Annotated in this window: 25 protein-coding genes; 2 read left to right on the top strand and 23 right to left on the bottom strand. The window is 55.8% G+C overall.

The window, feature by feature from the left end; genetic code table 11:
* Window positions 1–50: 50 nt before the first annotated feature.
* Window positions 51–1,142: an alkene reductase gene (locus BZK31_RS08755; RefSeq protein ID WP_083182312.1), complete on the bottom strand. Its 1,092-nt coding sequence runs from the start codon at window positions 1,140–1,142 to the stop codon at window positions 51–53.
* A 147-nt stretch (window positions 1,143–1,289) separates the two neighbouring features.
* The gene (locus tag BZK31_RS08750) at window positions 1,290–1,802 is read right to left on the bottom strand and encodes a DUF2165 family protein (protein ID WP_083182311.1); all 513 of its coding nucleotides are present in this window, start codon (window positions 1,800–1,802) and stop codon (window positions 1,290–1,292) included.
* A 261-nt stretch (window positions 1,803–2,063) separates the two neighbouring features.
* Between BZK31_RS08750 and folC the strand changes: the two genes are divergently transcribed.
* Entirely contained in the window at window positions 2,064–3,317 is a 1,254-nt protein-coding gene (folC, locus tag BZK31_RS08745) for a bifunctional tetrahydrofolate synthase/dihydrofolate synthase (protein ID WP_083182310.1), read from the top strand.
* 103 nt (window positions 3,318–3,420) lie between these two features.
* On the opposite strand, the gene BZK31_RS08740 is transcribed toward folC, so the two are convergent.
* Both BZK31_RS08740 and BZK31_RS08735 read right to left on the bottom strand, forming a co-directional pair.
* The gene (locus BZK31_RS08740; RefSeq protein ID WP_083182309.1) at window positions 3,421–3,972 is read right to left on the bottom strand and encodes a single-stranded DNA-binding protein; all 552 of its coding nucleotides are present in this window, start codon (window positions 3,970–3,972) and stop codon (window positions 3,421–3,423) included.
* Between the two features lie 9 nt (window positions 3,973–3,981).
* A complete protein-coding gene (locus BZK31_RS08735) occupies window positions 3,982–5,376 on the bottom strand; it encodes an MFS transporter (RefSeq protein WP_083182308.1) in 1,395 nt (464 codons plus the stop codon).
* Window positions 5,377–5,564: 188 nt separating this feature from the next.
* On the opposite strand from BZK31_RS08735, the gene uvrA reads away from it, so the two are divergent.
* Entirely contained in the window at window positions 5,565–8,399 is a 2,835-nt protein-coding gene (uvrA, locus tag BZK31_RS08730; RefSeq protein WP_083182307.1) for an excinuclease ABC subunit UvrA, read from the top strand.
* Window positions 8,400–8,513: 114 nt separating this feature from the next.
* On the opposite strand, the gene bfr is transcribed toward uvrA, so the two are convergent.
* The 19 genes from bfr to rplN all read right to left on the bottom strand — a co-directional run bounded on the left by bfr (window position 8,514) and on the right by rplN (window position 19,433).
* Entirely contained in the window at window positions 8,514–8,978 is a 465-nt protein-coding gene (gene bfr / locus BZK31_RS08725; RefSeq protein ID WP_083182306.1) for a bacterioferritin, read from the bottom strand.
* Window positions 8,979–9,132: 154 nt separating this feature from the next.
* Window positions 9,133–10,578: a catalase gene (locus BZK31_RS08720; RefSeq protein ID WP_083182305.1), complete on the bottom strand. Its 1,446-nt coding sequence runs from the start codon at window positions 10,576–10,578 to the stop codon at window positions 9,133–9,135.
* A gap of 168 nt (window positions 10,579–10,746) precedes the next feature.
* Window positions 10,747–11,133, bottom strand: coding sequence for a 50S ribosomal protein L17 (rplQ, locus tag BZK31_RS08715; protein ID WP_002555463.1), 387 nt, complete (start codon window positions 11,131–11,133; stop codon window positions 10,747–10,749).
* A gap of 41 nt (window positions 11,134–11,174) precedes the next feature.
* Complete coding sequence (locus tag BZK31_RS08710; protein ID WP_003176403.1) at window positions 11,175–12,176, bottom strand: DNA-directed RNA polymerase subunit alpha; 1,002 nt, start codon at window positions 12,174–12,176, stop codon at window positions 11,175–11,177.
* A 22-nt stretch (window positions 12,177–12,198) separates the two neighbouring features.
* A complete protein-coding gene (rpsD, locus tag BZK31_RS08705) occupies window positions 12,199–12,819 on the bottom strand; it encodes a 30S ribosomal protein S4 (RefSeq protein ID WP_002555465.1) in 621 nt (206 codons plus the stop codon).
* A gap of 18 nt (window positions 12,820–12,837) precedes the next feature.
* Window positions 12,838–13,227 carry a 30S ribosomal protein S11 gene (gene rpsK, locus BZK31_RS08700; protein ID WP_002555466.1) on the bottom strand — a complete coding sequence of 130 codons (390 nt, stop codon included), beginning with the start codon at window positions 13,225–13,227 and terminating at the stop codon, window positions 12,838–12,840.
* 30 nt (window positions 13,228–13,257) lie between these two features.
* A complete protein-coding gene (gene rpsM, locus BZK31_RS08695) occupies window positions 13,258–13,614 on the bottom strand; it encodes a 30S ribosomal protein S13 (protein ID WP_004883692.1) in 357 nt (118 codons plus the stop codon).
* Between the two features lie 130 nt (window positions 13,615–13,744).
* Entirely contained in the window at window positions 13,745–13,861 is a 117-nt protein-coding gene (gene rpmJ, locus BZK31_RS08690) for a 50S ribosomal protein L36 (RefSeq protein WP_002555468.1), read from the bottom strand.
* 28 nt (window positions 13,862–13,889) lie between these two features.
* Complete coding sequence (gene secY / locus BZK31_RS08685; RefSeq protein ID WP_004883689.1) at window positions 13,890–15,224, bottom strand: preprotein translocase subunit SecY; 1,335 nt, start codon at window positions 15,222–15,224, stop codon at window positions 13,890–13,892.
* A complete protein-coding gene (gene rplO / locus BZK31_RS08680) occupies window positions 15,225–15,659 on the bottom strand; it encodes a 50S ribosomal protein L15 (protein WP_004883688.1) in 435 nt (144 codons plus the stop codon).
* 3 nt (window positions 15,660–15,662) lie between these two features.
* On the bottom strand, window positions 15,663–15,839 hold the full coding sequence (rpmD, locus tag BZK31_RS08675; protein ID WP_003186033.1) for a 50S ribosomal protein L30: 177 nt from the start codon (window positions 15,837–15,839) through the stop codon (window positions 15,663–15,665).
* 2 nt (window positions 15,840–15,841) lie between these two features.
* Window positions 15,842–16,342: a 30S ribosomal protein S5 gene (rpsE, locus tag BZK31_RS08670; RefSeq protein WP_024687031.1), complete on the bottom strand. Its 501-nt coding sequence runs from the start codon at window positions 16,340–16,342 to the stop codon at window positions 15,842–15,844.
* A 3-nt stretch (window positions 16,343–16,345) separates the two neighbouring features.
* Complete coding sequence (gene rplR, locus BZK31_RS08665) at window positions 16,346–16,696, bottom strand: 50S ribosomal protein L18 (RefSeq protein WP_002555473.1); 351 nt, start codon at window positions 16,694–16,696, stop codon at window positions 16,346–16,348.
* A 10-nt stretch (window positions 16,697–16,706) separates the two neighbouring features.
* A complete protein-coding gene (rplF, locus tag BZK31_RS08660; protein WP_083182304.1) occupies window positions 16,707–17,240 on the bottom strand; it encodes a 50S ribosomal protein L6 in 534 nt (177 codons plus the stop codon).
* 12 nt (window positions 17,241–17,252) lie between these two features.
* Entirely contained in the window at window positions 17,253–17,645 is a 393-nt protein-coding gene (gene rpsH / locus BZK31_RS08655) for a 30S ribosomal protein S8 (RefSeq protein WP_004883681.1), read from the bottom strand.
* A 214-nt stretch (window positions 17,646–17,859) separates the two neighbouring features.
* The gene (rpsN, locus tag BZK31_RS08650; protein ID WP_083182303.1) at window positions 17,860–18,165 is read right to left on the bottom strand and encodes a 30S ribosomal protein S14; all 306 of its coding nucleotides are present in this window, start codon (window positions 18,163–18,165) and stop codon (window positions 17,860–17,862) included.
* Window positions 18,166–18,178: 13 nt separating this feature from the next.
* The gene (rplE, locus tag BZK31_RS08645) at window positions 18,179–18,718 is read right to left on the bottom strand and encodes a 50S ribosomal protein L5 (protein ID WP_004883677.1); all 540 of its coding nucleotides are present in this window, start codon (window positions 18,716–18,718) and stop codon (window positions 18,179–18,181) included.
* A 20-nt stretch (window positions 18,719–18,738) separates the two neighbouring features.
* Window positions 18,739–19,053 (bottom strand): 50S ribosomal protein L24, encoded by a 315-nt coding sequence (rplX, locus tag BZK31_RS08640; protein ID WP_002555478.1) that lies wholly within the window; start codon window positions 19,051–19,053, stop codon window positions 18,739–18,741.
* An 11-nt stretch (window positions 19,054–19,064) separates the two neighbouring features.
* Window positions 19,065–19,433, bottom strand: coding sequence for a 50S ribosomal protein L14 (rplN, locus tag BZK31_RS08635; RefSeq protein WP_002555479.1), 369 nt, complete (start codon window positions 19,431–19,433; stop codon window positions 19,065–19,067).
* Window positions 19,434–19,436 lie beyond the last annotated feature (3 nt).

The raw sequence follows: 19,436 nt of genomic DNA, 5'->3' as shown, positions 1-19,436 counted from the left end.
TCCGCCACGCTGAAAACGCATCCGCCTGAAGGACGGATGCGTGACAGGGGTCAGGCGGTGGCCTGAGCCAGCGTCGGGTAGTCGGTGTAGCCCTCTGCCCCGCCGCCATACAGCGTGGCAGGGTTCATAGGCGTCAACGGCGCGCCGGTCTTCAGGCGCTCGGTCAGGTCCGGGTTGCTGATAAAAGGACGGCCGAATGCCACCAGATCGACCTTGCCACTGGCCAGATGCGAATGGGCCAGCTCGAGGTCATAGCCATTGTTGGCCAGATACGTCTGATGAAAGCGCTTGCGCAATTGGTCGTAGTTGAAAGGCGCCGCATCGCGCGGACCACCGGTAGCGCCCTCGACCACATGCAGGTAAACCACGCCCAACGCGCTGAGTTCTTCGGCAATGTAGTTGTACTGCGGCTGAGGATCGCTGCAGGTAATTGCACCGGCAGGCGATGCAGGCGAAATACGCACGCCGGTACGCTCGGCACCAATCTCGTCAATGACTGCGGCGACCACTTCCAGCAACAGTCGCGCGCGGTTCTCGACGGTGCCTCCGTAGGCATCGGTACGCTTATTGGCACCGTCCTTGATGAACTGCTCCAGCAGGTAACCGTTGGCACCATGAACTTCCACGCCATCGAAACCGGCCGCGATGGCGTTCGCGGCCGACTGACGGAAGTCATTGACGATACCTGGCAGCTCGCTCAGTTCCAGCGCTCGCGGTTCGGAAACGTCATGGAAACCATTGTTCACGAACGTCTTGGTTTCGGCACGAATGGCCGACGGGGCAACGGGCGCGGCGCCATCTGGCTGCAGGTCCACATGGGAAATACGTCCCACATGCCACAGCTGCACGAAAATGCGCCCGCCTTTCGCATGCACCTCATCCGTCACCTTGCGCCACGCCTCGATCTGCGCCTGCGTATAGATGCCCGGCGTGTCCTGATAACCTTGCGCCTGCGGCGAAACCTGAGTCGCTTCGGTAATCAGCAGGCCGGCAGAGGCTCGTTGGCCGTAGTAGGTCGCCGCGAGTTCGGTCGGCGCCAGACCGGCACCCGCCCGATTGCGGGTCAACGGTGCCATGACGATGCGGTTGGACAGGATGATATTGCCAAGGCGGTAGGTATCGAAAAGCGTTTTGTCGGTCATGTCGAGGCCTGTGATCTGGAGGTATTGGTCTATTGACTGAGCTTTGGGCGCCCGCTGAGGGGCCTGAAAGGCATCATGAGCTCAGAAGATGAATTTATGATGATGACCAAAATCTATATCGTCAAGAGTTTTGATGCCGACCAACATCTATTTAATAGATCCAACGGACTCGTCGATGTCGCTCTGCATCAGGTAGATCAAGACAATGCCCATGCATACGATCAGTCGAAACGCCGCTTGCTGCCCATTCCACTTCTGGGACTGCCACATCAGGAACCATTCACCGGCAATCGTCATGAATCCAAAAAACCAAAGGGCAATGCCAAGCGTCAAGCCTGCCACCGCGAGTGTTTTGGCTCTACTGAATGACACCCTGTCGCTGCGAACGTGATAGAAAAGCTTCAAAGCCCCCAAAAAGCATAATGCGCCGGCGGTGAATTCTCCCAAAATGATGACCCAGTAGACGCCATGATGAAGTACCGGGCTACTCACTGATCGACTGGCAAGAGGATTTCCCGGAAAAATGGAGTCCATCAACAACACGTGCTGCACGAAGCCAAAATTTGACTCGTAATCGACTACATTGTTGTAACCCACTAACAGCAAGTAAAGCGAAACCAGCAGCACAAGAAAAGCTTTTGAAGCTCTTGACATGGCCATTAAACACCTCTAGCTCATAATAAATTATGTCAATAAGGACAAAACCAGACTGCCGCCTTATATCACAGGTTTGCGCATGAAAAATTAAACTCCCGTCACACTTCAAGAAAGACAGCATTACGCCATCACTGCATCTAATCAAGCGGCTTCATATGTAACACTTAATACTATAGGCACCGCCCATTACGCGCTTACCGGCGGCGTCAAACATTGCTACTATCCGGGCCGATGAGACGGTCGTGATATAGAGGAAGTAGACACATGATGAAAAGCAGCTGCACAGCATCGTCAAGCCTGGAACAGTGGCTTTCCTACATCGACAGCCTGCACGCGCACGTCATCGACATGAGTCTCAAGCGAATCGAAGCCGTCGCCGACAGACTGGATATCCGAAAGCCGGGCAAATTCACATTCCTGGCAGGCGGCACCAACGGCAAGGGCACGACCTGCCATGCCATCGAAAAAACGCTTATTTACGCAGGATACAAGGTCGGCGTATTCAGCTCTCCTCATATCCTCGACTACAAGGAGACCGTCCGGATACAGGGAAACAAGGCGAATGAAAGCAGCTTCGCGACAGCCTTTCATGCCATCAACGAAGCCCGCAAGGAAATCACCTTAACGCCATTCGAGTTCAATACGCTGGCAGCGCTTCATATAATGAAGCAGGCAAATGTAGACGTCGCGGTCATTGAAGTTGGCATGGGCGGACGGGACGACGCCACCAATATTGTCGAAGCGGATCTTTCTGTCATTACCAATGTAGCGATCGATCACGAAGCCTGGCTGGGTAAAGACCGGGAAAGCATCGGACTTATCAAGGCAGGTATATTCAGAACACACCGACATGCAATCATCGGCGAACTTTCCCCGCCTGAAAGTTTAACTGGTTGGGCTAGACAAATTGATGCGATACCGTTGCAACGAGGTATCGACTGGGACTGGCAACTTGCTGATCAGTCCTGGTCCTTCAAAGACAAACAAGGCACCATAACCGGTCTTCCACGCCCCCTCATGCCGATCCCAAACATGGCCACGGCATTGGCGGCGTTACGGGCCAGCGGCTTGAATTTCGATCTCGACGATGTACGAAAAATGCTCTCGACCGATAACCTGCCGGGAAGATTTCAGATTTTTCTCGGCAAGCCAACGGTCATCCTGGACGCCGCCCACAACCCTCATGCGGCGACTTACCTGGCTGAGCGGCTGAACGACTTTCACCCTAAAGGAAAAGTCCTCATCGTCATTGGCGTACTGATCGACAAAGACATCCACGGCATTCTCGCCCCACTCAAGCCTGTTGCCAGCAAGTGGTTCTGCTGCGGCACCGCCGCCGGGCCAAGAAGCTCCTCGCCTGAAGACATTTCCAGACACCTCGATGACGCCAGTAATTACCCGGATATCACAGCAGGCTGGGAAGCAGCACGCCGCGAGGCCCGCGACGAGGATGTGATTGTCATCTGCGGCTCGTTCATGTCTGTCGCGCCGCTGCTGAACAGGGTCGGGCAGTCTTGAAACCGTTTTTGAAAAGGTAGAGGTCGGCAAGGATCTGCGACTCAAAAAAAAGCGAAGCCAGGTGATGGCTTCGCTTTTTTGATTCAGCTTTGGAGGTGGTGCGCTAGAACGGAATATCATCATCAAAGCTGTCAAAGTCAGCAGCCGGTTGCGGTGCTTGCTGCTGCGGTGCAGGGCGGGATTCGCGCTGCTGCGGCGGCTGGTTGTAGTTCTGCTGTGGCGGAGCCGACTGCTGCGGGCGCGATTGTTGTGGACGAGGTGCGGACTGGTTGTAGTTGCCACCGCCCTGACCTTGTTGAGCGTCGCCCTGTGGACGGCCACCCAGCAACTGCATGGTGCCTTGCATGTCGACGACGATTTCAGTGGTGTAGCGCTTGATGCCGTCTTTTTCCCACTCGCGGGTCTGCAGCTTGCCTTCGATGTAGACCTGCGAACCTTTACGCAGGTATTCGCCGGCAATTTCAGCGACCTTGCCGAACATCGAGACACGATGCCACTCGGTCTTTTCGACTTTCTGACCGGTCTGCTTGTCTGTCCACTGTTCGCTGGTTGCCAGACTCAGGTTGGTCACGGCGTTACCGTTAGGCAAGTAGCGAACTTCGGGATCCTGGCCGCATGTACCGACCAATATGACTTTGTTAACCCCACGGGCCATAACGTTCTCCTAGGCTTCGCACGCTTCTGATGCTGGGTTGATCAGCTTTTCGAGAGAGGCACGATCCAATAATTTTGTATCCAGTTTGATATAGATGGCGCCCTCTTCGGCAACCACCACTGCATCCGTCACGCCTGCTACGGACATTAAACGCTCTGCCAGGCCTGCATCACGCTGCGCCTGCGGCGACAACGGCAGACGTAGGCTGGTCACGTAAGGCGGTTCACGCATGGTCATCGCAAACACAAGCCAGACGGCGGCCATGGCTGCACCACCAAGGAACACCACGTCGAGCCCGCCATGCTGGAACAACCAGCCGCCCAGTATCCCACCTGCGGCCGAACCAAGGAACTGGCTGGTGGAATAAACCCCCATTGCCGTTCCTTTTCCGCCAGCCGGTGACACTTTGCTGATGAGCGACGGCAAAGACGCTTCCAGCAGGTTAAACGCCGTGAAGAATACCACTGTCCCGATAACCAGTGTCCGCAACGTGTCGCCGAATGCCCAGAAGAATAGCTCACACAGCATCAGAAGGGTCACGGCGCCGAGCAACACGCGCTTCATCTGACGTTTCTTCTCACCGTAAATGATGAAAGGAATCATCGCAAAGAACGAAATCAGCAGCGCAGTCAGGTAGACCCACCAGTGCTGTTCCTTGGGCAAACCGGCCTTTTCGACCAGCGCCAGCGGTAATGCCACGAAACTGGACATGAGCATGGCGTGCAACACGAAGATACCCAAATCCAGACGCAATAGATCCGGATGACGCAACGTCTGACCCAGTGCCTGCCTGGCGACGCCGGACTCGCGATGCAGCAACGGGCCGTTCGCCTTGGGCACCACGAACGCAACGATCAAAATGCCAAGCAACGCCATGCCGCCGGTTGCCAGGAACAACCCGGACAGACCGAACACACCAGTGATGACCGGGCCGACGACCATTGCGACGGCAAACGACAAACCAATGGTCATGCCGATCATGGCCATCGCCTTGGTGCGGTGCTGTTCGCGAGTGAGGTCGGACAAGAGCGCCATGACCGCAGCGGAAATCGCGCCGGCACCCTGCAGGATGCGACCGGCGATGATGCCCCAGATCGAATCGGCGCTGGCCGCCACGACACTGCCGATGGCGAAGACAATCAGGCCCAGATAAATGACTGGCCGCCGACCGATGCGGTCGGAGATGATCCCGAAGGGAATCTGCAGCACCGCCTGGGTCAGGCCGTATGCGCCAATGGCCAGGCCGATCAGCGCTGGACTGGCACCCGCCAGGTCCATGCCGTAAGTGGCCAGGACTGGCAGCACCATGAACATACCGAGCATGCGAAACGCGAAAACCAGCGCAAGACCACCTGCGGCACGGGTCTCGCCGCTGCTCATTCGTTCGCTGTGGGGATCGTGCATGGAAAAACCTCGTGTGAACCGGCGGCGATTCTACCAGTCCCATCGATTGACGGGGTATATCGCGACGCTTTGCCGCGTTTACATGACAGAGTCTTCATCTCTGCCTGTAAAGCCGGTGGATAGTGTGTATCCATCCAGTATTTATCCGTATACTCCTACGTTTTCGACGCCCGCCGTGCGAGGCCATTTTGGACAAGATCCTGATTCGTGGGGCTCGAACCCACAACCTGAAAAACATTGACCTGACTCTTCCACGCGACAAGCTGATCGTTATCACCGGATTATCCGGTTCTGGCAAATCATCGTTGGCGTTCGACACGCTTTATGCCGAAGGGCAACGGCGTTACGTCGAGTCGCTTTCCGCGTATGCCCGGCAGTTTCTGTCGATGATGGAAAAGCCGGACGTCGACACCATCGAAGGCCTGTCGCCTGCGATCTCCATCGAACAGAAATCGACATCCCACAACCCACGCTCGACCGTGGGCACCATTACCGAGATCTACGATTACCTGCGCTTGCTGTACGCGCGGGTCGGTCAGCCTCGCTGCCCGGATCATGATATTCCCCTGGAAGCCCAGACGGTCAGCCAGATGGTCGATCTGGTGCTGGCTCAGCCCGAAGGCAGCAAGCTGATGCTGCTGGCGCCGGTCATCCGGGAACGCAAGGGCGAGCATCTGTCGGTGTTCGAAGAGTTGCGCGCACAGGGTTTCGTGCGAGCCCGGGTCAACGGCAAGCTGTGCGAGCTGGATGAACTGCCCAAGCTCGACAAACAGAAGAAACACTCCATCGATGTGGTCGTGGACCGCTTCAAGGTGCGTGCCGATCTGCAACAGCGTCTCGCCGAGTCTTTCGAGACCGCGCTGAAACTGGCCGATGGTATTGCGCTGGTCGCCCCGATGGACGACGAGCCGGGTGAAGAGACAATCTTCTCCGCACGCTTTGCCTGCCCCATCTGCGGTCATGCAATCAGCGAGCTTGAACCCAAGTTGTTCTCGTTCAACAACCCCGCAGGCGCCTGCCCGACCTGCGACGGTCTGGGCGTGAAGCAGTTCTTCGATATCAAGCGTCTGGTCAATGCCGAACTGACGCTGGCCGAAGGTGCGATACGTGGCTGGGACAGACGAAACGTTTACTACTTCCAGATGCTCGGCTCGCTGGCCAAGCATTACGGTTTCAGTCTGGAAGTGCCGTTCAAGGAACTGCCTGCCGATCAGCAGAAGGTCCTGCTCAACGGCAGCGGCTCGCAAAATGTCGATTTCCGCTACCTGAATGATCGTGGCGACATCGTCAAACGTGCGCATCCGTTCGAAGGCATCGTGCCAAACCTTGAGCGTCGTTATCGGGAAACGGAATCGGCGACCGTGCGCGAGGAGCTGGCCAAGTTCCTCGGCACCCAGCCCTGTCCTGACTGCCGCGGCACTCGTTTGCGCCGTGAAGCCCGCCATGTGTGGGTGGGCGAAAAGACCTTGCCTGCGGTGACCAGCCTGCCGATTGGTGATGCTACCGACTACTTCGATTCTCTGAAGCTGACCGGCCGCCGCGGCGAAATCGCCGACAAGATTCTCAAGGAAATCCGCGAGCGCCTGCAGTTCCTGGTCAACGTGGGTCTGGATTACCTGACGCTGGACCGCAGCGCTGACACGCTGTCCGGCGGTGAGGCGCAGCGTATTCGTCTGGCCAGCCAGATCGGCGCGGGCCTGGTCGGGGTGATGTACATCCTCGACGAACCGTCCATCGGCCTGCACCAGCGAGACAACGACCGGCTGCTTGGCACGCTCAAGCATCTGCGTGATATTGGCAACACGGTGATCGTGGTCGAGCACGACGAAGACGCGATTCGCCTCGCTGATTACGTGGTGGACATCGGCCCGGGTGCGGGCGTGCATGGCGGTCATATCGTGGCCGAGGGCACACCGGATGAAGTGATGTCGCACCCTGACTCACTGACCGGTAAATACCTGTCGGGCCGCGTGAAAATCGAAGTACCTGCCAAGCGCACCCCACGTAACAAGAAGTTGTCACTGACGCTCAAGGGCGCTCGCGGCAACAACTTGCAGAACGTGAACCTGGAAATCCCCATCGGGTTGTTGACCTGTGTAACGGGTGTATCGGGTTCGGGCAAATCGACGCTGATCAACAACACCTTGTTCCCGCTCAGCGCCACGGCCCTGAACGGTGCAACGACGCTTGAAGCGGCGACTCACGACAGCATCAATGGCCTGCAGCACCTGGACAAGGTGGTGGACATTGACCAGAGTCCGATCGGTCGTACGCCCCGCTCCAACCCGGCGACCTACACCGGGCTGTTCACGCCAATTCGTGAGTTGTTTGCCGGTGTGCCAGAGTCGCGTTCGCGCGGCTATGGTCCGGGCCGCTTCTCGTTCAACGTCAAGGGCGGTCGTTGCGAGGCTTGCCAGGGCGACGGTCTGATCAAGGTCGAGATGCACTTCCTGCCGGACATCTACGTGCCGTGCGACGTGTGCAAAAGCAAGCGCTACAACCGTGAGACGCTCGAGATCAAATATAAGGGCAAGAGCATTCACGAAGTGCTGGAAATGACCATCGAAGAAGCGCGTGAGTTCTTCGATGCCGTTCCGGCACTGGCGCGTAAGCTGCAGACGCTGATGGATGTGGGGCTTTCCTACATCAAGCTGGGTCAGTCGGCCACGACGCTTTCAGGCGGTGAGGCCCAACGGGTCAAGCTGTCCCGTGAGCTTTCCAAGCGCGATACTGGCAAGACGCTGTACATCCTCGATGAGCCGACCACAGGTCTGCACTTCGCGGATATCCAGCAGTTGCTCGATGTGCTGCATCGCTTGCGCGACCACGGCAACACGGTGGTAGTGATCGAGCACAACCTGGACGTCATCAAGACAGCGGACTGGCTGGTCGATCTCGGCCCGGAAGGCGGATCGCGAGGTGGACAGATCATTGCCACAGGCACGCCGGAACAGGTTGCCGAAATGAAGCAGTCTTACACCGGGCATTACCTCAAGCCGCTGTTGATCCGCGACAAGGCTTGATAGGCGCATAGTAATGGGTTTGGTCAACGCCAAACCCATTCATGCCTGAGGCCAGAATGAAAAAAGCTCCTGTCACGCATGTGCAGGAGCTTTTTAGTAACCACGATGACTGAATCAGAATTGCGACTGCAGGTAGTTCTGCAAACCGATGGACTTGATCAGCCCCATCTGCTGTTCCAGCCAATAGGTGTGGTCTTCTTCGGTATCAGCCAGCTGGACACGAAGGATGTCACGGCTGATGTAGTCCTTGTGCAGCTCGCAGAGCGCAATGCCCTTGCACAATGCGGCACGGACCTTGTACTCGAGACGAAGATCGCTGGCGAGCATCTCAGGCACGGTGGTGCCGATATCCAGGTCATCCGGACGCATGCGTGGCGTGCCTTCGAGAATCAGGATACGACGCATCAGCGCATCGGCGTGTTGCGCCTCTTCTTCCATTTCATGATTGATGCGCTCGTAAAGCTTGGCGAAACCCCAATCTTCGTACATGCGCGAATGGATGAAATATTGGTCACGAGCCGCCAGTTCGCCAGTGAGCAATGTGTTGAGATAATCGATTACTTCTGGATGGCCTTGCATCGCACCAGATCTCCTGCTGAAAGGCGATAGTTTGAACCAAGCGCCGCATCAGGTCACTTAGAAAAACGCAATAATCCGATAAAAAACGTCGAAATAACGCCATCCAGAAGCGAAAAACCGCCCAAATGAGGGCGGTTCTGTTTCTCACTTCGACTCAGCCCAGTTTCACGCCCAGCGCATTGGCAATGCCTTCACCGTAAGCCGCGTCAGCTTTGTAGAAGTGCTGCAACTGACGCTGCACCACATCGCTGGATACGCCGGCCATTGCACCAGCAATGTTATTGATCAGCAGCGCTTTCTGATCGGCGTTCATCAAATTGAACAGCTTGCCGGCCTGACTGTAGTAGTCGCCGTCGACGCGATGATCGTGGCGATCGGCAGCACCACTCAATGCCAAGGCCGGTTCTTCGTAACGCGGATCCTGCCTGGGCGCATCGGAGTAGCTGTTTGGCTCGTAGTTCGGCGTCGCACCACCGTTGGCGCCAAACGCCATCGAACCATCGCGTTGGTAGCTGTATACGGGGTTCTTCGGTGCATTGATCGGCAATTGCTGGTGATTGGTGCCAACGCGATAGCGATGCGCATCAGCGTAGGCGAATACACGGCCCTGCAACATGCGGTCTGGCGACAAGCCAACACCTGGCACCCTATTGCTTGGCCCAAACGCCGCCTGCTCGACTTCAGCGAAGTAGTTCAGCGGGTTGCGGTTGAGCTCAAGCTCGCCGACTTCGATCAGCGGGTACTCTTTCTGTGACCAGGTTTTGGTCACGTCAAACGGGTTCTCATGATGAGTGTTGGCCTGAGCCTCGGTCATCAACTGGATGCAGACCTGCCATTTCGGGAAGTCCCCTCGTTCGATAGCTGTGAACAGGTCGCGCTGAGCGTAATCCGGATCGGTACCGGCAATGCGCGCAGCATCCTCAGGCGTCAGGTTCTTGATGCCTTGCTTGCTCTTGTAGTGCCACTTCACCCAGTGACGCTCGCCATTGGAGCTGATCAGGCTGTAGGTGTGGCTGCCGAAGCCATGCATGTGACGATAGCCATCTGGAATGCCCCGATCCGAGAACAGGATGGTGACCTGATGCAGCGCCTCGGGCGAGTGCGACCAGAAGTCCCACATCATTTGCGGACTCTTCAGATTGGTCTGGGGCAAACGCTTCTGGGTATGGATGAAGTCCGGGAATTTCAGCGGATCGCGGATGAAAAACACAGGCGTGTTATTGCCCACAATGTCCCAGTTGCCTTCCTCGGTGTAGAACTTCACAGCGAAACCACGCGGGTCGCGTTCGGTATCAGCTGAACCACGCTCTCCACCTACAGTGGAGAAGCGTATGAAAATCGGCGTCTCCTTGCCAATGGTGTTGAACAGATTGGCGCTGGTGTATCGAGTGATGTCTTGGGTGACGGTGAACGTACCGTGGGCACCCGAGCCCTTGGCGTGCACACGACGCTCAGGGATGTTCTCGCGGTTGAAATGGGCAAGCTTTTCGATCAGGTGAAAATCTTCAAGCAGCAAAGGGCCGCGGGGGCCCGCCGAACGAGAATTCTGGTTGTCGGCGACTGGCGCGCCACTGGCGGTGGTCAGCGTTTTCTGGCTCATGCGATATCTTCCTCAGGCTTGGATAGCCGGCTAATCAGCTTGAGCGGAAGTATCGTGGAGAAGCCTTATACATAGAAATTTATTAATTATTTCCAATCGATAGCCATCGCCAATTGCAGATAACAAAAAACCGGGCACTAGGCCCGGTTTCTTGTTCAAACTGATGTCTTATTCAGCAGCTTCTACAGAGCCACCGACAGGACGATCAACCAACTCGACGTACGCCATAGGCGCGTTGTCGCCAGCGCGGAAGCCGCACTTCAGGATACGCAGGTAGCCGCCCTGACGGGTTGCATAGCGCTTACCCAGATCGTTGAACAGCTTGCCGACGATTTCTTTCGAACGAGTACGGTCGAAAGCCAGACGACGGTTTGCAACGCTGTCTTCCTTGGCCAGGGTGATCAGCGGCTCGGCAACGCGGCGCAGTTCCTTGGCTTTCGGCAGGGTAGTCTTGATCAGCTCGTGCTCGAACAGCGACACCGCCATGTTCTGAAACATGGCTTTGCGGTGAGAGCTGGTACGGCTCAGGTGACGTCCACTTTTACGATGACGCATGGTTCATTCCTTACCAAACTCACGTTCGGTGATTACGACGATCAGGCCGTAGCCTTGTCGTCCTTCTTAAGACTTGCCGGCGGCCAGTTGTCGAGGCGCATGCCGAGGGACAGACCACGGGAGGCCAGAACGTCTTTGATCTCAGTCAAAGACTTCTTCCCAAGGTTCGGAGTTTTCAACAGCTCTACTTCGGTGCGCTGAATCAGGTCACCAATGTAGTAGATGTTCTCCGCCTTAAGGCAGTTAGCCGAACGTACAGTCAGTTCCAAATCGTCAACCGGACGGAGCAGGATCGGATCGATCTCGTCTTCCTGTTCGATTACCACTGGTTCGCTGTCGCCTTTGAGGTCGACGAACGCAGCCAACTGCTGTTGCAGAATGGTTGCAGCGCGGCGAATGGCCTCTTCAGGATCCAGGGTACCGTTGGTTTCCAGATCAATAACCAGCTTGTCCAGGTTAGTACGCTGCTCGACACGGGCGTTTTCAACCACGTATGCGATACGGCGAACCGGGCTGAACGAAGAGTCGAGCTGCAAGCGACCAATGCTGCGGCTTTCGTCTTCATCGCTTTGACGCGAGTCTGCCGGCTCATAACCACGACCACGAGCTACGGTGAGCTTCATGTTCAAGGCGCCGTTAGACGCCAGGTTAGCGATTACGTGATCGGGGTTAACGATCTCGACATCATGATCCAGCTGAATATCGGCAGCGGTAACCACCCCCGAACCCTTCTTCGACAAGGTCAGCGTAACTTCGTCTCGACCGTGCAGCTTGATAGCCAGACCTTTAAGGTTCAACAGGATTTCAATGACGTCTTCCTGTACACCTTCGATGGCGCTGTACTCATGGAGTACACCGTCAATCTCGGCCTCGACTACTGCACAGCCGGGCATGGAGGACAACAAAATGCGGCGAAGCGCGTTGCCCAGGGTATGGCCAAAACCACGCTCGAGAGGCTCGAGAGTGATCTTGGCGCGGGTTGGACTGACAACCTGCACATCAATATGGCGGGGTGTCAGGAACTCATTTACCGAAATCTGCATGGATGCACCTATTTTCTAGCCCTTACTTGGAGTAGAGCTCGACAATCAGGCTTTCGTTGATGTCGGCGGATAGATCACTGCGAGCTGGTACGTTCTTGAAAACGCCCGATTTCTTCTCAGTGTCTACTTCTACCCATTCTACGCGGCCACGTTGGGCACACAGATCGAGAGCCTGGACAATACGCAGTTGGTTCTTAGCCTTTTCGCGGATAGCAACGACGTCGCCAGCACGAACCTGGTAAGAAGGAACGTTAACGGTTTTGCCGTTGACGCTAACAGACTTGTGCGAAACCAACTGACGGGATTCGGCACGAGTCGAGCCGAAGCCCATGCGGTATACAACGTTGTCCAGACGGCATTCGAGCAGCTGCAGCAGGTTCTCACCTGTTGCGCCTTTCTTGCCGGCGGCTTCTTTGTAGTAGCCGCTGAACTGACGCTCGAGAACGCCGTAGATACGACGGACTTTTTGCTTTTCACGCAGCTGAGTACCGTAATCGGACTGGCGACCGCGGCGCTGACCGTGGATGCCTGGAGCTGCTTCGATGTTGCACTTGGATTCGATAGCGCGAACGCCGCTCTTCAGAAAGAGATCGGTGCCTTCACGACGAGCAAGTTTGCATTTTGGACCAATGTAACGAGCCATTTTTTACAGTCTCCTGGATTACACGCGGCGCTTCTTCGGCGGACGGCACCCGTTGTGCGGGATTGGCGTCACGTCGGTGATGCTGGCGATCTTATAGCCACAGCCGTTCAATGCACGGACAGCGGATTCACGACCTGGGCCTGGACCCTTGACATTGACGTCGAGGTTCTTCAGACCGTACTCCAGCGCAGCTTGACCAGCACGTTCAGCAGCTACCTGAGCAGCGAACGGCGTGGACTTGCGGGAACCACGGAAACCCGAACCGCCAGAGGTAGCCCAGGAAAGAGCGTTACCTTGACGATCGGTAATGGTGACGATTGTGTTGTTAAACGACGCGTGGATGTGGGCGATGCCATCAACCACTGTCTTTTTAACTTTTTTACGAGGACGAGCAGCAGGTTTTGCCATGACTAAATTCCTGTCGTTGCGCTGGAGCGATTACTTGCGGATCGGCTTACGCGGACCTTTGCGAGTACGCGCGTTGGTCTTGGTACGCTGACCGCGTACTGGAAGACCCCGACGATGACGCAGACCGCGGTAGCAGCCCAGGTCCATCAAGCGCTTGATTTTCATGTTGATTTCGCGACGCAGGTCACCTTCAGTGGTGAACTTCGCCACTTCGCCACGCAGCTGTTCAATCTGCTCGTCGCTCAGATCTTTGATCTTCGCCGCCGGGTTAACCCCGGTGGTTGCACAAATTTTCTGTGCAGTGGTGCGACCAACACCATAGATGTAGGTCAGCGAGATAACAGTATGCTTGTTATCTGGAATGTTAACGCCTGCAATACGGGCCATTCAGTGGGACTCCAATTGACAGCTACCTACGCCCCGGAAGCCAAGAAATAGGGCGCGAGATAATATCGCTGTAGTAACAAATAATCAACCCAGCAGCGCACTAGCTGCTGGGCTTAAGCACAAATCACAATCAGCCTTGGCGCTGCTTATGACGTGGTTCCGCGCTGCAAATTACTCGAACAACACCTTCGCGGCGAATAATCTTGCAGTTACGGCACAGCTTTTTCACCGATGCACGAACTTTCATCACCAACTCCTCGAACCTTAGGGGTGCTTCAGCGCAGCATACCGCCGCTGCCACCGTAGCCCTTCAGGTTGGCTTTCTTCATCAGGGATTCATACTGGTGCGAAACGAGGTGAGATTGCACTTGAGACATAAAGTCCATCACAACCACGACCACGATCAGCAACGAGGTCCCGCCAAGGTAGAACGGTACGTTTGCCGCAACCACCAGGAACTGGGGAAGCAGGCACACGGCCGTCATATAAAGAGCACCGAACATGGTCAAACGAGTCAGAACGCCATCAATGTAGCGCGCCGACTGCTCGCCTGGACGAATACCCGGAATAAAGGCACCGGACTTCTTCAGGTTTTCCGCTACGTCTTTCGGATTGAACATCAACGCCGTATAGAAGAAGCAGAAGAAAATAATCCCTGCACTAAACAGCAGAATATTCAACGGCTGACCAGGAGCGATCGACTGCGAGATGTCCTGCAACCAGCCCAGACCTTCAGACTGACCGAACCAGGACCCCAACGAAGCCGGAAACAGCAAAATGCTGCTCGCAAAAATGGCCGGAATCACACCAGCCATGTTCACTTTCAGCGGCAAGTGGCTTGTCTGCGCAGCGAAGACCTTGCGGCCCTGCTGACGCTTGGCGTAGTGAACAGCGATACGACGCTGACCACGCTCAATGAACACCACGAAACCGATGATCGCTACTGCCAGCAAACCGATTGCGACCAGAGCGAAGATATTGATATCACCCTGACGTGCAGACTCGAAAGACTGCCCTATCGCTCTCGGAAGACCGGCGACGATACCTGCGAAAATCAACATCGAGATACCGTTGCCGACACCGCGCTCGGTAATCTGCTCGCCCAGCCACATCATGAACATCGCACCTGCCACGAAGGTGGTTACGGCCACAAAATGGAAACCCAGGTCGCCAGAAAACGCTACGCCCTGACTGGCCAGGCCGACGGACATGCCGACAGCTTGAACCAGAGCCAGGACAACGGTGCCATAGCGGGTGTACTGGCTGATCTTGCGACGGCCAGCTTCACCTTCCTTCTTCAACTGCTCCAGTTGCGGGCTGACGGCGGTCATCAGCTGCATGATGATCGATGCCGAAATGTACGGCATGATCCCCAGTGCAAAGATACTCATCCGTTCCAGCGCGCCGCCGGAAAACATGTTGAACAAGCTAAGAATGGTCCCCTCATTCTGTCGAAACAGTTCTGCGAGTCGGTCCGGGTTGATACCTGGAACCGGGATGTGTGCGCCTATTCGGTAGACGATAATCGCCAGGAACAGAAAACGCAGACGAGCCCAGAGTTCAGACATACCGCCTTTGCCGAGCGCAGAGAGAGCACCTTGCTTAGCCATTTATTCCTCGAACTTGCCGCCAGCTGCTTCGATAGCCGCACGCGCACCTTTGGTGGCGGCGATACCTTTGATGGTGACAGCGCGAGTAACTTCGCCCGACAGCATGATTTTCACACGCTGTACGTTCTGGTTAATCACGTTGGCATCCTTCAGGGTCTGCACAGTTACGATGTCGCCTTCCACTTTAGCCAGCTCGGACAGACGCACTTCTGCGCGGTCCATGGCTTTCAGGGAAACGAAACCGAATTTTGGCAGGCGACGATGCAGCGGCTGTTGGCCGCCCTCAAAGCCCGGAGCAATGGTGCCACCGGAGCGGGAGGTCTGACCTTTGTGGCCACGGCCACCAGTCTTACCCAAACCGCTACCGATACCACGGCCCGGACGATGCTTTTCGCGACGGGAACCCGGCGCTGGACTCAGATCATTGAGTTTCATCGATTAACCCTCGACTCGCAGCATGTAGTAAGCCTTGTTGATCATCCCGCGATTTTCGGGAGTATCCAGGACTTCTACAGTGTGACCGATGCGACGCAGACCCAAACCCTTAACGCACAATTTGTGGTTAGGGATGCGGCCGGTCATGCTTTTGATCAGCGTTACTTTTACGGTAGCCATGATCAGATGATCTCCTCAACACGCTTGCCGCGCTTGGCAGCAATGGACTCAGGAGACTGCATGCCCTTCAGACCCTTGAAAGTGGCGTGAACCACGTTTACAGGGTTAGTCGAGCCATAGCACTTGGCCAACACGTTCTGGACACCAGCAACTTCCAGCACTGCGCGCATAGCGCCGCCAGCGATGATACCGGTACCTTCAGAAGCAGGCTGCATGTAAACCTTCGAAGCGCCATGGGCGGACTTCATTGCGTACTGCAGAGTTGTGCCGTTCAGATCCACCTGGATCATGTTGCGGCGAGCAGCTTCCATCGCTTTCTGGATTGCAGCAGGCACTTCACGTGACTTGCCACGGCCGAAGCCAACACGCCCTTTACCATCACCCACTACGGTCAACGCAGTGAAAGTGAAGATACGGCCGCCTTTTACGGTTTTGGCCACGCGGTTAACTTGAACCAGCTTCTCGATGTAGCCTTCGTCGCGTTTTTGGTCGTTATTTGCCATAACTTAGAACTCCAGCCCGCCTTCACGAGCAGCATCAGCCAGCGCTTTGACACGGCCGTGGTACTTGAAGCCAGAACGGTCGAAAGCCACTTGCGATACGCCCGCGGCTTTTGCACGCTCGGCGACCAGCTTGCCAACCTTAGTGGCCGCGTCGATGTTGCCAGTGGCGCCATCACGCAGTTCTTTGTCCAAAGTCGAGGCACTTGCCAGGACTTTGCTGCCGTCGGCCGAAATGACCTGGGCATAAATGTGCTGCGAAGAGCGGTGCACGCAGAGACGCACGACTTCTAGCTCGTGCATTTTCAGGCGTGCTTTGCGAGCGCGACGCAGTCGGGTAACTTTTTTGACGGTCATTTGCTATGCCCTACTTCTTCTTGGCTTCTTTACGGCGGACGACTTCGTCCGCGTAACGCACACCTTTGCCTTTGTAAGGCTCAGGACGGCGGAAGTCGCGGATCTCAGCGGCCACTTGACCAACCAACTGCTTATCGATACCGCGAATCAGGATATCGGTCTGGTTGGGGGTCTCAGCGGTGATGCCATTAGGCAATTCGTAATCCACCGGGTGCGAGAAGCCAAGTGCCAGGTTCAGGACCGTGCCCTTTGCTTGCGCCTTGTAACCAACACCGACCAGCTGGAGCTTACGCTCGAAGCCTTGGCTTACGCCCTGGACCATGTTGTTAACCAGTGCACGAGTTGTGCCTGCCATTGCGCGGGTTTGTTGATCGCCATTGCGAGCAGCGAAACGCAGCTCACCAGCTTCTTCAACAATCTCAACGGACGAATGGATGTTCAGTTCCAGAGTGCCCTTGGCACCCTTCACCGAAAGCAGCTGGCCGACGAGTTTGACTTCGACGCCGGATGGCAGCTTAACGGGGTTCTTAGCGACGCGTGACATGCTTATCCCCCCTTAGAACACTGTGCAAAGCACTTCGCCGCCGACACCGGCAGCGCGCGCAGCACGATCCGTCATCACACCTTTGTTGGTGGAGACGATAGACACACCCAGACCGCCACGAACTTTTGGCAGATCATCGGAGGACTTGTACTGACGCAAGCCTGGACGGCTGACGCGCTTAACTTCTTCGATGACCGGACGGCCTTCGAAGTACTTAAGCTCGATGGACAGCGATGGCTTAACTTCGCTGCTGATCTGATAACCCGCAATGTAGCCTTCGTCCTTCAGGACTTTTGCTACAGCAACCTTCAACGTGGAAGATGGCATGCTTACGACGGGCTTTTCAGCCATCTGGGCATTACGGATACGAGTTAGCATGTCCGCTAACGGGTCCTGCATACTCATGGGCTAGACGCTCCTAAAACAAAATAATTAGCCTTACGGCTACAGCTTATCGCCGAGATTTTCCGGGCAAGTGAAAAACACGGGCTCAGGCGAGCCGGCAATTCTAGTCCTACCCCAGAAATGAATCAAGCCCCAAAAGGGGCTTGATTCACATTCAGGCTTCATTCCAACCGACAACGTGCGCCGTCGATCGGATTGAGGCGAGAGTTGCGCCTTACCAGCTGGCTTTGACCAGACCTGGTACGTCGCCACGCATGGCAGCTTCACGCAGCTTGTTACGGCCGAGGCCGAACTTGCGGTAAACGCCGTGTGGACGACCGGTGATGCGGCAACGGTTACGCATGCGCGATGCGCTTGCGTCACGTGGTTGCTTCTGCAGAGCTACGGTAGCTTCCCAACGCGCTTCCGGAGTTGCTTCCAGATCAACGATGATAGCTTTCAGCTCGGCACGCTTCTTGGCGTACTTGGCAACTGTGACCTGACGCTTCAGCTCACGGTTTTTCATGCTCTTCTTGGCCATTTTCCTACTCCAATCAGTTGCGGAACGGGAATTTGAAAGCACGCAGCAGTGCGCGACCTTCATCATCGTTCTTGGCAGTGGTGGTCAGGGTGATGTCCAGACCGCGGAGAGCATCGATCTTGTCGTAATCGATTTCCGGGAAAATGATCTGCTCTTTCACGCCCATGCTGTAGTTACCACGACCATCGAAGGACTTGGCATTCAGGCCGCGGAAGTCGCGAACCCGAGGCAGGGAGATCGACAGCAGACGATCCAGGAATTCGTACATACGATCGCGGCGCAGAGTCACTTTGACGCCAATCGGCCATCCTTCACGGACTTTAAAGCCAGCGATGGACTTCCGAGCGTAAGTCACAACGACTTTTTGACCGGTGATCTTTTCCAGGTCAGCAACAGCGTGCTCGATGACTTTTTTGTCGCCGATCGCTTCGCCCAAACCCATGTTCAGGGTGATTTTGGTAACGCGCGGAACTTCCATCACGTTCGCGAGCTTAAGTTCTTCCTTAAGCTTCGGAGCGATTTCCTTCCGGTAAATCTCTTTTAGTCGTGCCATGGTCTTCTACCTAGCAGTGTTCAAGCATCAACCGCTTTTTGGGTCGACTTGAAGACACGAATTTTCTTGCCGTCTTCAACTTTGAAACCAACGCGGTCAGCCTTGTTGGTTGCGCCGTTGAAAATGGCGACGTTGGAAGCGTGCAGTGGCGCTTCTTTCTCGACGATACCGCCCTGTACGCCCGACATCGGGTTAGGCTTGGTATGACGCTTCACCAGGTTGATCCCACCAACGACCAGACGGTCGTCAGCGAGAACCTTGAGCACCTTACCGCGCTTACCTTTGTCTTTGCCGGCGATCACGATGATCTCGTCGTCACGACGAATCTTTTGCATGTCGGATCTCCTTACAGAACTTCTGGGGCGAGCGAGACGATCTTCATGAACTTCTCAGTACGAAGTTCACGGGTCACTGGCCCAAAGATACGGGTACCGATCGGCTCTTGCTTGTTGTTCAACAGAACAGCAGCGTTGCCATCGAAGCGGATGATGGAGCCGTCTGCACGACGAACGCCATGGCGAGTGCGGACTACGACAGCAGTCATCACTTGGCCTTTTTTCACCTTGCCGCGAGGAATTGCTTCCTTAACGGTTACTTTGATGATGTCACCGATACCAGCGTAACGACGATGGGAGCCACCCAGCACCTTGATGCACATAACGCGGCGAGCGCCGCTGTTATCGGCCACATCGAGCATGGATTGAGTCTGAATCATATA

Origin of the sequence: Pseudomonas floridensis (assembly GCF_002087235.1) — a bacterium.
In the GTDB taxonomy this organism is placed as follows: Bacteria; Pseudomonadota; Gammaproteobacteria; order Pseudomonadales; family Pseudomonadaceae; genus Aquipseudomonas; species Aquipseudomonas floridensis.
This window is presented reverse-complemented; position numbering and strand designations above follow the sequence as displayed.

Excerpts from the sequence above, each read along its gene's own strand:
- BZK31_RS08755 (WP_083182312.1), bottom strand. The coding sequence starts at position 1,142 with ATGACCGACAAAACGCTTTTCGATACCTACCGCCTTGGCAATATCATC.
- BZK31_RS08750 (WP_083182311.1), bottom strand. The coding sequence starts at position 1,802 with ATGGCCATGTCAAGAGCTTCAAAAGCTTTTCTTGTGCTGCTGGTTTCG.
- folC (WP_083182310.1), top strand. The coding sequence starts at position 2,064 with ATGATGAAAAGCAGCTGCACAGCATCGTCAAGCCTGGAACAGTGGCTT.
- BZK31_RS08740 (WP_083182309.1), bottom strand. The coding sequence starts at position 3,972 with ATGGCCCGTGGGGTTAACAAAGTCATATTGGTCGGTACATGCGGCCAG.
- BZK31_RS08735 (WP_083182308.1), bottom strand. The coding sequence starts at position 5,376 with ATGCACGATCCCCACAGCGAACGAATGAGCAGCGGCGAGACCCGTGCC.
- bfr (WP_083182306.1), bottom strand. The coding sequence starts at position 8,978 with ATGCAAGGCCATCCAGAAGTAATCGATTATCTCAACACATTGCTCACT.
- BZK31_RS08720 (WP_083182305.1), bottom strand. The coding sequence starts at position 10,578 with ATGAGCCAGAAAACGCTGACCACCGCCAGTGGCGCGCCAGTCGCCGAC.
- rplQ (WP_002555463.1), bottom strand. The coding sequence starts at position 11,133 with ATGCGTCATCGTAAAAGTGGACGTCACCTGAGCCGTACCAGCTCTCAC.
- BZK31_RS08710 (WP_003176403.1), bottom strand. The coding sequence starts at position 12,176 with ATGCAGATTTCGGTAAATGAGTTCCTGACACCCCGCCATATTGATGTG.
- rpsD (WP_002555465.1), bottom strand. The coding sequence starts at position 12,819 with ATGGCTCGTTACATTGGTCCAAAATGCAAACTTGCTCGTCGTGAAGGC.
- rpsK (WP_002555466.1), bottom strand. The coding sequence starts at position 13,227 with ATGGCAAAACCTGCTGCTCGTCCTCGTAAAAAAGTTAAAAAGACAGTG.
- rpsM (WP_004883692.1), bottom strand. The coding sequence starts at position 13,614 with ATGGCCCGTATTGCAGGCGTTAACATTCCAGATAACAAGCATACTGTT.
- rpmJ (WP_002555468.1), bottom strand. The coding sequence starts at position 13,861 with ATGAAAGTTCGTGCATCGGTGAAAAAGCTGTGCCGTAACTGCAAGATT.
- secY (WP_004883689.1), bottom strand. The coding sequence starts at position 15,224 with ATGGCTAAGCAAGGTGCTCTCTCTGCGCTCGGCAAAGGCGGTATGTCT.
- rplO (WP_004883688.1), bottom strand. The coding sequence starts at position 15,659 with ATGAAACTCAATGATCTGAGTCCAGCGCCGGGTTCCCGTCGCGAAAAG.
- rpmD (WP_003186033.1), bottom strand. The coding sequence starts at position 15,839 with ATGGCTACCGTAAAAGTAACGCTGATCAAAAGCATGACCGGCCGCATC.
- rpsE (WP_024687031.1), bottom strand. The coding sequence starts at position 16,342 with ATGGCAAATAACGACCAAAAACGCGACGAAGGCTACATCGAGAAGCTG.
- rplR (WP_002555473.1), bottom strand. The coding sequence starts at position 16,696 with ATGACCGTCAAAAAAGTTACCCGACTGCGTCGCGCTCGCAAAGCACGC.
- rplF (WP_083182304.1), bottom strand. The coding sequence starts at position 17,240 with ATGTCACGCGTCGCTAAGAACCCCGTTAAGCTGCCATCCGGCGTCGAA.
- rpsH (WP_004883681.1), bottom strand. The coding sequence starts at position 17,645 with ATGAGTATGCAGGACCCGTTAGCGGACATGCTAACTCGTATCCGTAAT.
- rpsN (WP_083182303.1), bottom strand. The coding sequence starts at position 18,165 with ATGGCCAAGAAGAGCATGAAAAACCGTGAGCTGAAGCGTCAGGTCACA.
- rplE (WP_004883677.1), bottom strand. The coding sequence starts at position 18,718 with ATGGCACGACTAAAAGAGATTTACCGGAAGGAAATCGCTCCGAAGCTT.
- rplX (WP_002555478.1), bottom strand. The coding sequence starts at position 19,053 with ATGCAAAAGATTCGTCGTGACGACGAGATCATCGTGATCGCCGGCAAA.
- rplN (WP_002555479.1), bottom strand. The coding sequence starts at position 19,433 with ATGATTCAGACTCAATCCATGCTCGATGTGGCCGATAACAGCGGCGCT.